At 63.7% G+C, this 13,693-nt stretch carries 10 protein-coding genes; 7 read left to right on the forward strand and 3 right to left on the reverse strand.

Annotated features, from left to right (window positions below):
* The coding region (locus tag BP846_RS09620; protein ID WP_292394813.1) for a glutamine synthetase family protein at window positions 1-699 on the reverse strand (699 nt) is incomplete at its 3' end.
* A 103-nt stretch (window positions 700-802) separates the two neighbouring features.
* Here BP846_RS09620 and BP846_RS09625 point away from each other — a divergent pair.
* From BP846_RS09625 to BP846_RS09645, 5 genes are all read left to right on the forward strand, one after another.
* Window positions 803-1,864, forward strand: coding sequence for a class II glutamine amidotransferase (locus BP846_RS09625; protein ID WP_292394815.1), 1,062 nt, complete (start codon window positions 803-805; stop codon window positions 1,862-1,864).
* Window positions 1,861-3,378 carry a glutamate synthase-related protein gene (locus BP846_RS09630; RefSeq protein ID WP_292394818.1) on the forward strand — a complete coding sequence of 506 codons (1,518 nt, stop codon included), beginning with the start codon at window positions 1,861-1,863 and terminating at the stop codon, window positions 3,376-3,378. The genes BP846_RS09625 and BP846_RS09630 overlap by 4 nt, the downstream gene beginning before the upstream one ends.
* A 5-nt stretch (window positions 3,379-3,383) precedes the next feature.
* Complete coding sequence (locus BP846_RS09635) at window positions 3,384-4,121, forward strand: hypothetical protein (protein WP_292394884.1); 738 nt, start codon at window positions 3,384-3,386, stop codon at window positions 4,119-4,121.
* Between the two features lie 5 nt (window positions 4,122-4,126).
* Entirely contained in the window at window positions 4,127-5,146 is a 1,020-nt protein-coding gene (locus BP846_RS09640) for a Coenzyme F420 hydrogenase/dehydrogenase, beta subunit C-terminal domain (RefSeq protein ID WP_292394820.1), read from the forward strand.
* 538 nt (window positions 5,147-5,684) lie between these two features.
* Window positions 5,685-6,101, forward strand: a complete 417-nt coding sequence (locus BP846_RS09645; RefSeq protein ID WP_292394822.1) for a hypothetical protein — start codon at window positions 5,685-5,687, stop codon at window positions 6,099-6,101.
* A gap of 154 nt (window positions 6,102-6,255) precedes the next feature.
* Here the strand turns inward: BP846_RS09645 and cca are convergent, their stop codons facing one another.
* The gene (gene cca, locus BP846_RS09650; protein ID WP_394339965.1) at window positions 6,256-7,629 is read right to left on the reverse strand and encodes a CCA tRNA nucleotidyltransferase; all 1,374 of its coding nucleotides are present in this window, start codon (window positions 7,627-7,629) and stop codon (window positions 6,256-6,258) included.
* Window positions 7,626-8,165 carry an RNA 2',3'-cyclic phosphodiesterase gene (gene thpR, locus BP846_RS09655; RefSeq protein WP_292394826.1) on the reverse strand — a complete coding sequence of 180 codons (540 nt, stop codon included), beginning with the start codon at window positions 8,163-8,165 and terminating at the stop codon, window positions 7,626-7,628. The genes cca and thpR overlap by 4 nt, the downstream gene beginning before the upstream one ends.
* A gap of 338 nt (window positions 8,166-8,503) precedes the next feature.
* Here thpR and BP846_RS13075 point away from each other — a divergent pair, with 338 nt between their 5' ends.
* Both BP846_RS13075 and nrdD read left to right on the forward strand, forming a co-directional pair.
* Window positions 8,504-8,665, forward strand: coding sequence for a hypothetical protein (locus BP846_RS13075; protein ID WP_349680774.1), 162 nt, complete (start codon window positions 8,504-8,506; stop codon window positions 8,663-8,665).
* Window positions 8,662-13,686, forward strand: coding sequence for an anaerobic ribonucleoside-triphosphate reductase (gene nrdD / locus BP846_RS09665; RefSeq protein ID WP_292394828.1), 5,025 nt, complete (start codon window positions 8,662-8,664; stop codon window positions 13,684-13,686). The genes BP846_RS13075 and nrdD overlap by 4 nt, the downstream gene beginning before the upstream one ends.
* The last annotated feature ends 7 nt before the right edge of the window (window positions 13,687-13,693 follow it).

Below are 13,693 nucleotides of genomic sequence, written 5' to 3' on the forward strand. Positions count from 1 at the left end.
CGGCTTTGCCATGAACGACGCATGCAGGCCGCGCATCAACGCCATCGTCTTGACCGCGAACTTGAAGGTGATGACGTTATCTGCGGTGTGGAGGGCGTCGCTGTACTTGAAGTCGATCTCGTGCTGACTCTCGGCGACCTCGTGGTGCGACGCCTCGATCTCGAACCCCATCTCGGTGAGGGCGATGATGATCTCGCGCCGGACGTCCTCCGCGAGATCGGTCGGCGCGAGGTCGAAGTAGCCGCCGACGTCCTGAAACTGCGTGGTCGGTTTGCCGTCGATCATCCTAAAGAGGAAGAACTCGAGTTCCGGGCCGGTGTTGAAGGTATATCCATCCTTCGCCGCATCTTCCATCGTCTTCCGGAGCACGTAGCGCGGGTCGCCCTCGAACGGCTCCCCGTTCGCCTTGTAGACGTCGCAGACGAAGCGCGCAACCGTGTACTCCTGGGGACGCCAGGGCAGGAGGGTGTAGGTCGAGAGGTCGGGCCGGAGCACCATATCGGACTCCTCGATACGGACGAACCCCTCGATCGACGATCCGTCAAACCCGATACCCCCGGTCAGCGCCTTCTCCGCCTGCTTCACCGGGATAGCGACGTTCTTGGGCATGCCGAGGAGGTCGGTGAACTGGAGCCGAAGGAATCGGACGTTATCCTGTTCGATGCGCTCAAGCATTGCAGAAGTGGCATCACGGGACATGTGGAAGTCTACTTCTATCCGATGGAATAAATATCTACTGACACAAATATACCCGGGCAGACTTATAGGAAACGGCAGCAGAACGTTATTCACCGAGGTTACAATGTGCGGCATATTTGGTGTAATGGATAAGAGGCGTCAGATGATGGATGGTTCAGGCATCCGGCAGGCCCTCTCCATAATGAACGAGCGCGGCAGCGGCGAGGGGGCGGGGTACGCGGCCTACGGTATATACCCCGACTACCGGGATTGCTACGCGCTCCATGTCTTCCTCGACAACGCTTGCGAGAGCAAAGCGGTTGTCGACGCAACACTGGAGCAGTGGGGAGCGATCGAGCACGACGAGGCGATCCCGACCTACGACCAGCCGAACCTTCGGGCGCCCTGCACCCCCTGGCGCTACTTCTTCAGGCCCGACCCCTCTCTCGCGCCCGGGAGCGCAACGCCCGAGAAGGATGTCATCACGAACCTTGTGATGCAGATCAACAGAGCGTCGAACGGCGCCGAGGTCTTCTCGTCCGGCAAGAACGTCGGCGTCTTCAAGGCCGGAGGAGCCGGCAGCTGGCCGGAAGCCGTGGCGGACTACTACCGGATCGAGGACTACGAGGGCTACATCTGGCTCGCGCACAACCGGTATGCGACGAATAACCCCGGCAGATGGGAACGCCCCGACCCGTTCAACCTGCACGACTGGAGCGTCGTGGAGAACGGGAAGATCACCACCTACGGGACCAACCGGCGCTACGTTGAGAGTTTCGGCTACACGTGCTCGAACTTTACCGACAGCGAGGTCATCACCTACTTAATCGACCTCCTGGTGCGGCGGCACGGCCTTGACATCAATCTCGCCATCCGGGCGCTTGCCCCGCCCTACTGGGAGGATATCGACCAGATGCCGAAAACCGAGCAGGACCTGAACCGCGCCCTCCGGTTCGCCTACGGCTCTGCGACGATGAACGGGCCGTTCACCATCGTGGCCGCGAACCCCGACATGATGGTCGGGTTCACCGACCGGGGCAAACTCCGGCCGATGGTCGTCGGCGAGTGCGGAGACTGCCTCTACATATCGAGCGAAGAGGCGGCGATCCGGGCCATGGAGCCCAACGTCGAATCGATCATGATGCCGGCCGCAGGCGAGCCGGTGATCGGGAGGGTTGCCCCATGAGTAACAACCTCGGCAGCATGCCGCTGCGGTACCGGGTCACGATCGACCGCGAACAGTGCATGGAATGCGAGCGGTGCATCGAGAACTGTTCTTACGGCGTCTTCCGGCGGGACGGCGACCGGATCCTGATCAACTCCCGGAAGTGCACCGCCTGCCACCGGTGCCTCGCCTACTGTCCCCGGGACGCCATCATGCTCGAAGAGCAGCCCTGCGACTACCGGAGCCACCCGGTGTGGACCAGGGCGACCCGGGAAGCGATATACAACCAGGCACGGACCGGCAAGATCATCCTCGCCGGAATGGGCAGCGTCGCGAACCTCCCGATCATATTCGACCACCTGATGCTGGACGCCTGCCAGGTCACCACGCCCCCCACCGACCCGCTTCGCGAGCCCGTCGAGCTCCGGACCTACCTCGGGAAGAAGCCGTCACGCCTGGATCTCCGCCGGAACCCGGACGGGGACATCGAACTCGCCACGGAACTCGCCCCGAACCTCATGGTCGAGACCCCGGTCATGCTCGGTCACATGAGTTACGGGGCGATCAGCCTCAACGCCCAGATCTCCATGGCCCGGGCCGCGAAGGAGACCGGAACGTTCATGGGTACCGGGGAGGGCGGACTGCACGCCGGTCTCTACCCTTACCAGGACCGCATGATCGTCCAGGTCGCCTCGGGAAGGTTCGGTGTGAACATCGATTACCTGGAGCGCGGCGCCGCCATCGAGATCAAACTCGGGCAGGGCGCAAAACCGGGTATCGGCGGCCACCTCACGGGCGAGAAGGTCAGCAAGGACGTCTCCCGCACCAGGATGATCCCGCAGGGAAGTGATGCGATCAGCCCCGCGCCGCACCACGACATCTACGGCATCGAGGACCTCTCCCAGCTCGTCCGGTCCATCAAGGAGGCTACGGAGTGGAAGAAGCCGGTCTTTGCCAAGATTGCAGCCGTCAACAACACAGCCGAGAACGTGGCGGCCGTTGCCCGGTCCTCGGTGGACGCTGTCGTCATCGACGGGTTCCGGGGCGGCACCGGCGCGGCGCCGCGGGTCTTCCGCGACCACGTCGGCATACCGATCGAGGTCGCCGTCGCAAGCGCCGACCGGGAACTCCGCAAGCAGGGGCTCAGGAACGAGGTCTCCCTCATCGCCTGCGGCAGCATACGGGAGAGCGCGGACGTTGTGAAAGCAATCGCCCTCGGCGCGGACGCGGTCTACATCGGCACCGCAGCGCTCGCGGCGATGGGCTGCCGGGTCTGCGGGAACTGTTACCAGGGCCTCTGTCCCTGGGGGATTGCCACCCAGCGTCCGGACCTCGTCGAGCGCCTGGACCCCGACGTGGCATCGAAGCAGGTGGCGAACCTTATCCACGCATGGACGCTCGAGATCACTGAACTGATGGGTGCGGCAGGGATCAACAGCATCGAGAGCCTGCGGGGCAACCGCGACCGGCTCCGGGGCTATATGCTGGACGAGGGTCTCCTTGACGTTCTCGACGTCAAGCCGGTGGGAGCGTGAGCATGATGGTAAAACTGGTCACAATCGATGCGAAGGGGATGCACTACACTCCCCTGAACCAGCAGGTCCGGAGAGCTGTTGAGGACGGTGCCGACGAGGTCGTCGTCCAGAACGTCCTCGGGCAGCGGTTCATCGGCGACGGACTCAAGGGCGACGCCACCATCCACGTCTACGGCGTCCCGGGCGGCGACCTCGCCATGTTCATGAGCGGGCCGACGGTCATCGTCCACGGTAACGCGGAGCACGCACCCGGCAACACGATGGATGCCGGGAAGGTGGTGATCCATGGGAGCGCCGGCGATGCGGTAGCGCACAGCATGCGGGGCGGAAAGGTCTTTATACGCGGCAACATCGGCTACCGGGGCGGGATCCACATGAAACAGTATGAGGCGCAGCGCCCCATACTGGTCGTCGGAGGGTCTGCCCAGACGTTCCTCGGCGAATACATGGCGGGCGGCCTCCTGATCGTTCTCGACCTTGACGGGGCCATGAAAGCCCGCGGTATCGGGAGCGGTATCCACGGCGGGGAGATCATCATCCGCGGGGATGTGGACGACGCCTGCCTTGCCGCCGGGGCAAAGAAGGTGCCGCTCACCGATGAGGACCGGAGAAGGATCGCCCCGGTGATCCGGGAGTTTGCAGGCGATTTCGGGCTTGATCCGGAACCGCTCCTGAACGCGGACTACACCCGGATTGTGCCCGCGAGCGCACGGCCCTTTGCCGGGAAGTATACGTGGGAGTGATTGGGATGGATATGAAGACATTCAAAGATCTGGAGGCCGAGGTCTGGGCTACGGACCTCTGTTCCGGGTGCGGGGCATGCGTGGCGGTCTGCCCGGCAGACGCCCTCCGATTTATGCCGGGGAACACCGATGCACCGGTGAACATCGGCTACTGCAAGGCCGAGAACGACAGTGTGCCCTGCGGGGCATGCTACGCGGCCTGCCCGCGAGTCGACCTCGCAGGGCAGGGGGAGATGCTCGGGTCGTACAAGGAGATCGTTGCGGCCCGGTCGGTCTTCCCGGTTGAGCGAAAACAGAGCGGCGGTGCGGTGACGGCGATCCTCGTCAACGCCCTCGATGAGGGGCTGATCGACGCGGTCGTCACGGTGACGAGGGATCCCTGGACGCTGAAACCGTCGTCGGCGGTGATCACATCGTCGGATGCCCTCATCCAGCATGCCGGGAGCCGCTACTCCTGGTGGGTGCCGCTTCTTGCCTCCCTCAAGGAGGCAGTGGTCACCCGGAAGTACCGGCGGGTCGCCGTCGTGGGCGTGCCCTGTGTGGCACGGGCGACGCAGGCGATCCGGGCGAGCGACCATGAACTCCTCCGGCCGTACGCGAAGGCGATCCGGCTCGTCGTCGGCCTCTTCTGCACGGAGACCTTCGATTACGCGAAACTGGTCGAGGGGAAACTGCAGGCCGAGCGCCAGATCGAGCCCTGGGAGATCCGCCACCTGGACATCAAGGGGAAACTGGACGTCTACCTGCAGGACGAGCGGCATATCTCCATCCCGCTCGCCGAACTCCAGGAGTCCGTCCGGCCCGGGTGCCGGGTCTGCACCGACTTTACGGCGGTTGAGGCCGACGTCTCGGCCGGGGCCGTCGGGTCGCCGGAAGGCTACACGACGCTTGTGATCAGGAACGATATCGGCAGGGGGTTCGTCGACCGGGCGGTCTGGCAGGGGAAACTTGCGACCGGCGGGAGCGTCGACCTCACCCTCGTCGAGCGTCTGGCCGCGAAGAAAGCAGAGCGGCGGCCGGAATAATACTTTTTTCGCGGGGTTCCCGGCGCAGACGGCAGGCCGGAGGCTGATCCCGAACTCCGCGATACCGAGAATATCCTGCTGAAGGAGTCCATCTACGATTACTTCGAACGCGAGGTGCTGCCCCGGTCGCTTGATGAGGGCGAGGCGAACATGAAGAGCCTTGCGGTGGAGATCCCTGGTATGGTGAGGAAGATAGTGGGATGACGGTCGCGCCCTACGTGCCGGAGCCGCTGCCCCCGGCAGGTATCGACTGGGAGGCCCACATCCCCCAAATTGCGTCGGCGAACCGTGCTCTCGCCCGATACGCCGGCATCATTCAGGCTATCCCGAACCCGAGATCCTGCTCATCCCTACCTCCCCCGTAAGCCCAACAACGCTGCCATCTGCCACGATATCCGGGTATTTCACGCCGTTTCACCATCGAACCGACAGGAGGAGAACAGCCGGCTCGCGTAGATTTAAGCGTATCGCGCAACATCGCCGGGTGAGAAGAAATGTTTTTGATATCCTCAAAGAGAGAGGCGTCTCGTGAACATCCATGGATGCAAAAAAGATCATTGCAGGGGGGTTCATCGGCGGTATAACCCTCCTCATCGTGAACTTCGTCATCTCGGCGCTCATAATGCTTGTCGCCCCCTACGATGCCCTCACCCTAGGGGGTATGCGCCCGGCGGAAGATCCGCTGATACTGTTCCTCTTCGCCTACCCCTTTGTCCTGTCGTTTGCGGCGGCCATCGTATTCGATCTGGTGAAAGACGCATTGCATGGCCCGCCGGGCAGCAAGGGAGCAGCCTTCGGTGCGGCACTCTTCCTGATCTACACGGTGCCCAGCGTCTTCATCACCTTCACGTCGATGAACTATCCGGCCGGGTTCTACTTTGAAAACCTCCTCTTCGGTGCTGTGGGCTTTCCCCTCATCGGCGCCATATATGCCCTGATCTGGGAGCAACTGTAGCCGGTTCTCACCCCGGGCCCGGCGGGAGAGACCCAAAACAACGAGCGGCAAGGGTATCGGAAGCCCGGGCCGACCGCGGCGCCGGAGCGGGGAACCCGGCGAACGACGCAGGCCGGGCAGGACTTTCCAACCGCCACCCGGGGGCCGGGTCCCCCTACCTTCCCGTCGTCCTCTTGATCCTCGCAAGCGGCGACGAACGTTCCAGGAACGCCGAGAGGAACCCGGCAAACTCATCGTCCCAGCACTCCGCACCGGCCTTCACCGTCCAGCCCTGCTTCATTGAGCGGCGGACGTGTTTGCCGAGCGCCACATCAAAGAGGCTTTTTGACCGCAGCAGGTCGACGGCGCGGGTGAACGGGCGGGGGATTTCCACGACGTAGCGGCCGTCCTCGATGTAGGGGCCGGCGAAGACGTCCTCCTGGACGTACTTCAGAAGGAATTTCTCTGCGTTCTCCCTCGATGAGACCGGCGGCCCGATATGCCGGCGCATGACCGGGACAGACCCGGCCATCAGCTCGAAGAGGAGCATGCACCGTTCCTCCTGCATGCAGACGTCGATGCGGTTGGCCAAAAACCCGCTCCGCTCGAGGAGTTCCCGAACCGATTCGGCGGACTTCCGGAGCTGGGGGACCACCGTGTCGGGCGTGTACTCCGGTGTCGCGAAGGTGAGAGAGAAGAGGTGTGTCCCCCGGGCGGAGAGGAGACGGGCGAAGACCTCCCGGGTGAGCGGCGGGGACGGCGGCCGGCAGAAGAACGTCTCCGACGGCTCTGCGAGGTAGCCGCGGGCGAGCTCCGCGAACTCAAACATCCGCGAGAGCGAGAGCGCCGCCGCCACGTTCCTCTCCGGGTCGACCGGATCGATGACGACGAGCGGTTCATCGAACTGCTTTGTCCTGTGCTCCTCGATATCGATCACCTCCCCCGGCTTCCAGCGGGCGGCGGCCTCGATGAGCGGGTGGAACCCACCGTAGTAGATCGTCAGGATCTCGCAGAGGTAGCCGGAGAACCCCTCGGTCATGTGGTCCGACCCGTAGACCCCGCCGGCCTTCGCGAACTGCTTTACGAGGAGGACGTCGTCGGCGTAATCATTGATGTGGGCGAGTATGTACCGGGTGTGAAACGGGGTCCGGTCCACGGCGCTCTTGATCTCAGTGGCGCTCGATACAGCGTAGCAAGGGACGAGATCGATGTCCAGCGAGTTGATCGTCGCGTTGACGTAGGGGTGCTCCGCGTACTTCTCGCGCCAGGTCGCGCCGAACTCCTCCGCGATCCGGTGTGCGAGGCCAAGCCCCTGCTCTTGCAGTTCCTCCCTGGGGAGGGCGGGGTCGAAGAGCATGAAGACGTCGAGGTCCCGGTCGCCCCGGACGAATGTATCGCGGGCGACCGAGCCCACCATCATCGCCTTCGCCACCCCTGACTTCTCCACCGCCTCGATCAGGCGCTCTCCCATCGCCCGGATGTAGGTTCGCTCTTCGGGTGTGGGACGGATCCTCCTGAGCACCTCCTCCTCACAGGGGCACCGGGTCAAAGTGGAACCTCCCGGAGATCCTCGTAGACCGATCCGCGGGGTGTAAGCGTGCTCTTCTTGAGTTTGATGCTCTCCACACGGAACTTCCCGAGCGGTTCGCGGGGCGTGCACGCCACCTGCGGGATGAGCGAGGGATGGAACTCCTTTACCCGTGCAAGGGTCACGTGGGGGCGGAAGGGGCGGCTCTCCCGGGGGAACCCAAGCGGCAGAAGGAGGTCGTCCACCTGCCGGGCGAGGGCGGCGCTCTCCCCGGCGTCCGTGACGTCGCACCAGACCACCCGCGGCCTCCGCGGGGGGTTGCAGACCGGGTGCCCGACCGTCATTTCGAAGGGGGCGGCCCTGACAGCCAGGAGCGCCTCGATGACCGGCTCGATCCTCTCGGGCTCGACCTCCCCGAGAAACTTGAGCGTAATGTGGAGGTTCGCAGGGTCGACGATGGCGAGCCTTCCTTCGGACCGTGCCAGGATCTCCTGGGACTCAAGGGCCCTCTCACGGATCTCCTGCGGCAGATCGATTGCAACGAACGTCCTGACCATATCATCGTACTATCGTGCCTCACCCTACAAAATGGTGATTGTGCAGCAGAGGCGCACCCGGCGGAACGCGGCCGATGGCGGCGGAGGAGCGAATCCGACGGGACTTTTCTCCGGGGTCCGCACACAGATGCAGGAATGCGCGCCAGGCGATAACCAGGATCCTCGCACGAATGAGATTTTTTATAAGAGTACAGAACGAAAACATAACGACCGACTCCGGGGGTATTATCATTTCAGATACAACGCAATTCATCGTATATACACTTGAATTTTGCCCGAATTGCGAAATTCTCAAAGAGTTCCTGGCCTCCAGGGGTGTTCCCTTCGTCGAGTGCGACATGGCATCTGCTGAGGCGCTGACGGAACTCCGCATGAACGGCATATTCGTCCAGGAAGCACCGGTGCTGCAGAAAGGCGACGCATTCTATACGTCCGCCGATCTTTTTGCCGGCGGCGCGTTCCGGGAAGACCTTGTCGCTGACCTGATCGCGGAGGCATGAGGTTGGCGCGCAAGTCAACACAGACGACCATATTCGGGGAGTTCATCCCCACCTTCCCTAAAGTCCGAACATCGCGGGGCTACCTCCTCGACTGGAACCGCGACCGAATCGTCAGGCAGATCATAGAGGAGAGCCGCCTCGTCGAGGTCTTCTACGGCTACAAAGGGGCCGACGAGGAGACAGCGCAGGATATCGCCCGGCGGGTCGAGAAGAAGATCCAGATGCTCGGACTGCAGTCGCTCTCCGGCCCCCTGATCCGCGAGATCGTCAACATGACGCTCCTTGAGCGCGGCCTCACATCCTACCGCAACGTCTGCACCCGGGTGGGAACCCCGGTCTTCGATGCGCACCTCATCGATGTCGGGCGGGGATTTGAGGCCCACGACAACGCAAACCTCCAGGAGAACGCCGAGACATCGCACAAGAAGAAGGCTGACAAGATCAGTAAAGAGCAGTACCTCCTGCAGCTCCCTCCCGACCTTGCGGACCACCACCTCCGCGGTGACCTCCATATCCATGACCTGGAATACTTTGGGACAAGGCCGTTCTGTATCGACGGGAGCACGGCCATACCTGTGCGGATGGAGAACCGCGTTCGGAGCATCCTCCCTGCCGAACTCCCGATCGAGGGAGGCGAGTGGCGCCCGGAAGACCTCTCCGCGCTCACCCCGAAGGGCTGGCGGCGGGTCCTGAAGGTTACCCGCCGGAAGGTGAAGTCGGGCGAGATGACCCGGATCCGGACATCGGGCGGACGGTCGCTCTCGGTCACCGGCGAGCACCGGATTCCGGTGCGGACAAAAGAGGGCATGACCATCCGCCGCGCCGACGAGATCCGCCCGGGGGACGCCCTCTACAGGATCTCCCGGACCGATGCCATCCGCGGGGAGGCAGTCGAGACGATCGATCTCGTCCGGGAACTCGCAACATCGGTGCCGGCCCACCTCCTTCGAGACGTCCACGTCCGCGGTGCCGGGGATATCTTTGCCGATGTGGTGCGAACCGGACGGGCCGCCTCGTACGTGGATATCTCGCGGGCGCTCGGCGTCGAGCACCAGAAGCAGTGGTATACGCGCGGGACCATGCCGGTCGCTCTCTTCGGAGCCTTCTCTCGCCTTTACGGCGTCGAAGACTACGGTCGGGTCACTATCGGGGTCACCGGGAGCGAACACGAACTGCCCGCTCTTCTCACGCTTACGCCGGAACTCGTCCGCCTCCTGGGATTCTTCGTCTCTGAAGGCAACTACAACGTCTCGTTAGAGGCCGGGCAGTATAACCTCGCAACCACCGAGAACGCCCGGGCACCCGCCATCCAGGCGGCGGCACAGATGGCCCTGAACACCTATGCAACAGTTGCTGGCGGCACCCCCGGCACCACGACCATCTACGGGGTCGAAGTGGAACGTAACCGGGCCCCGCAGGTCTATTTCGGCGGGAAGATGGGATACCTGCTCTTCCGCTACGTCTTCGGCATCCCGGAGGGAGCGGCGGGAAAACGTCTCCCCTGGATAGTATACCACGTAAGTGACGTGCTCCTGCACGAATTCCTCTCCGCCCTCTTCACCGGGGACGGTTCTGCGTACTACCGCCCGGAGAAATCCGACTGCATCGTTAACTACACCACCACCTCACCGGCGCTCCGGCAGGAACTCTCGCTCCTGCTCACCGCGCTCGGGATGGTCCCCCAGATCGTCGAACTCTACGGGGAGGAAGACCGCCCGACTCTTTACCAGCTCCAGCTCAACGGGCGGAAGAATATCGAGACATTTGCCCGGTATGCCACCTTCCTCGATGAGCGGCAGGACCACATCGACAATTTCCTCTCTGCGGTGAAGGGAGGACGAACCGTGGAACGGGAGGAGACAGTCATCGAGGTCGCTCCGGCAGAGCCGACCGGCGAGTACGTCTACGACCTCTTCCTCGACGGCGACGGGACCGAGGAGAGCCATACGTTCTTCGCCTCCGACGGCCTGCTCATCCATAACTGCCAGGATTGGGACCTGCGCTACTTCTTTTACTACGGCCTGATGCCCGACGGCAACGGGACGAAGGCGTCGGTCGCCGGCCCCGCAATGAGGGCCGAGGTAGCGGTCCTCCACGCGGTCAAGGCGCTCGGCTCCGCCCAGACGAACTTCGCCGGCGGTCAGGGTTACTACAACTTCCTCACGTTCATGGCGCCCTTCCTCGAGGGGATGGACTATAAGGAGATCAAGCAGCTGATGCAGATGTTCGTCTACGAGATGACCCAGATGATGGTCGCCCGGGGCGGCCAGGTGGTCTTCTCGTCGGTCCAGCTCTCCCCGGGCGTTCCCGCCCTCTGGAAGGACAAGCCCTGCGTCTACCGCGGCAAGGTCTGGGACGGGACGCAGGCGCCGCTCCGGACCTACGGCGAGTTTGAGCGGGAGGTCCGGCTCCTCTTCAAGGCGCTGATGGAGGTTATGCTCGAGGGGGACTACTGGGGCAAGCCCTTCTCCTTCCCGAAACCCGAGATCAGCATCGAGCCCGACTTCCTCACCGAGAACGAGGAGTTCAACGGCGAGCACCCGGATCTTCCCACCTACCACGACCTTTACCTGATGACCTTTGAGCTGGCATCCAAGTTCGGCACCCCTTACTACGACAACCAGATCCCTGGATACCGGGGCGCCGGGGAGGGGATATCGTGTTACCAGTGCCTTGCAGGCGACGAACTGGTCCCGGTTGCCGATAAGGACGGTAAGGTCGCCGTCAGGACTATCAAAAGCCTCTTTGATGCTGCAGCGAAGAACGGGCGGCGGGTCGACTCGTTCGGCACAGAACTCGCCTACTATGACGGAAAAGCCCCGAGCGTCGACTTCACCACCCTGGAGGCGTCGCTTCGCCCGTTCCGCGGCGTGATGCGCCAGCGGTATACCGGGAACCTCCTCCGGATTACCCTGGAGTCGGGCCGGCAGATCACCGTCACACCCGACCACCCGGTCTATGTTCTCAATGGGGGCGGGTTCGTCAGAGAGACGGCAGGAGACCTCGAGATCGACGATTACCTGCCGGTGCTCAAGGCGGGCGGGTTCTGCGAGGGCACGGTTGCGGAGATCGACGTTGCAGAGGTCCTCACGGAGGCAGGCCACGCCGATGCAATCCGCGCCACGGAAGAAGCGGTGAAGATTCCGGGCACCCGGCATCCCGGCCTGCCCCGCACCCTCCCGGTCAGCCGCGACCTCGCCAGGTTCCTCGGCTACTACCTGGCGGCAGGGTCGAGCGAGCGTTCCGGACGGCGCTATACGGTCCGGCTCTCGTTTTCGGGGCACGAGACAGGCCTTGCGGCGGACGCCGCAGCCTGCATCCGCGCCGGCCTCGGGTACGAGCCCCGGGTCCGCGAGTCTGCAATGGGGGCCGACGTCATCGTCAACAGCAAACTCATCTACCTCCTGGTCGGCGCCCTCGGGTGCGGCTCCTCTGCCGGCGATAGAACGGTGCCCGACCTCCTCTTCAACCTCGACCACACCCTGGTGGGCGACTACCTCGGTGCGGCCTTCCGCTCAGCCGGGACGAGAGCCTCCGGGCGCCGCGCCCGGAGCATCAGGCTGAAGGCGGCCTCCCGGGATGCCGTCCGGAAACTGGTCTGGCTGGCGGGGCAGATCGGCGTCCAGATGGGCTACGCTGAGCGTGAGGCTGTGGTCCGGCAACCCGGGGATGAGGTCCCGCACAAGACCTACACCTGCAGGATCACGGCTCAGGACCAGATCGACCGGTTCCACGCGGAGACCGGGTGCTCTGGAGAGGTGCCCGCGGGAAGAGAGACCGGCGGGGCCTTCACCCACCTCCCGGAGAGCAGACACGCTCCCGGATACACCGCCGTCGCCTGCGCAGGCAGGTACAGTGCCGACGGGATAGAGGGGCTTCAGGTGTCGCTCTTCATCCCGCCCATCACCCGGCCGGCCGGGATAGGCCGGCTCGCCCGGGGCGACGTCCACCCGCTCCGCATCCGCTCGATCGAACCGGTGGAGTACGACGGCTACGTCTACGACCTCGTCGATGTCGCCGGTACCCACACCTTCGTAAACGCGCTCGGTATCGTGACCGGGAACTGTTGTGCCTACCAGTTCTCCTCGCTCGCCGACGAAGACGACGAATTCGAGGATAAACTCTACTTCCGGGAGGGGAAGCACTTCTCGATGGGCTCCTGGCAGGTGATGTCCATCAACTGCCCGCGGGCGGCGTATAAGGCGGAAGGCAACCAGGAACGACTCTTTGCCGAACTGAAGGCGCTCATGGACACCGCCGTTGAACTCTACCGGATCAAGCGGCGGTGGATGTCCCTGATCCGGACGAACGGGCGGATGCCGTTTGCCATGCAGCGCCCGAAGGACCCGAACACCGGCGAGCGCGGTGCGGTTGCCGTGGACCTCGAAGGGCTCGTCTACACCATCGGTGTGGTCGGCGTCAACGAGATGGTGCAGCACTTCACCGGCCACCAGCTCCACGAGTCAAAGGAGGCGTTCCGTCTCGCTGTCCGGGCCATGACCGAACTCGAGATGTATGCCCGCGAGCTCTCGAAGAAGCACAACATGACGATCGCCCTCGCCCGCACCCCGGCAGAGACGACCGGCCAGAGGTTTGCGGTCGCCGACCTCCTCGACGAGCGGTTCCGGGAGCACGCGCTCAAGGTCATCAAGGGCGACGCGGAGAAAGCAGTCGAGATGCTCGGCACGACGCTCGATCTCCCCATCTACTACACGAACGGCACCCACGTCACACCGGCAGCCCCGGTCCCGCTCACAAAAAGAATCGAGATCGAGCATATCTTCTTCCCCATCGTGGACGGTGGGAACATCTTCCACGTATGGCTCGGGGAAGCGCGCCCCGATCCCCGGGGGTTGATGGAGATGGCGATGAATCTCTGCCGGACGACCCAGATAGGCTACTTCGCCTTCACCCGGGACCTGACGGTCTCCCTCAAGGAGTACCGGGAGTTAAAACCGGTGCACCCGGACCCGGGGAAGACAGCAGGGGTCTCCCCGGCGGCAGACCGGGCGGATGCCTGACCACGAT

The organism is Methanoculleus sp. UBA303, from assembly GCA_002501655.1.
In the GTDB taxonomy this organism is placed as follows: Archaea; Halobacteriota; Methanomicrobia; order Methanomicrobiales; family Methanoculleaceae; genus Methanoculleus.

What these genes read in the sequence shown, in the direction of transcription:
- BP846_RS09625 (WP_292394815.1), top strand. Translation starts at nt 803, where the DNA reads ATGTGCGGCATATTTGGTGTAATGGATAAGAGGCGTCAGATGATGGAT.
- BP846_RS09630 (WP_292394818.1), top strand. Translation starts at nt 1,861, where the DNA reads ATGAGTAACAACCTCGGCAGCATGCCGCTGCGGTACCGGGTCACGATC.
- BP846_RS09635 (WP_292394884.1), top strand. Translation starts at nt 3,384, where the DNA reads ATGGTAAAACTGGTCACAATCGATGCGAAGGGGATGCACTACACTCCC.
- BP846_RS09640 (WP_292394820.1), top strand. Translation starts at nt 4,127, where the DNA reads ATGGATATGAAGACATTCAAAGATCTGGAGGCCGAGGTCTGGGCTACG.
- BP846_RS09645 (WP_292394822.1), top strand. Translation starts at nt 5,685, where the DNA reads ATGGATGCAAAAAAGATCATTGCAGGGGGGTTCATCGGCGGTATAACC.
- thpR (WP_292394826.1), bottom strand. Translation starts at nt 8,165, where the DNA reads ATGGTCAGGACGTTCGTTGCAATCGATCTGCCGCAGGAGATCCGTGAG.
- BP846_RS13075 (WP_349680774.1), top strand. Translation starts at nt 8,504, where the DNA reads ATGGCATCTGCTGAGGCGCTGACGGAACTCCGCATGAACGGCATATTC.
- nrdD (WP_292394828.1), top strand. Translation starts at nt 8,662, where the DNA reads ATGAGGTTGGCGCGCAAGTCAACACAGACGACCATATTCGGGGAGTTC.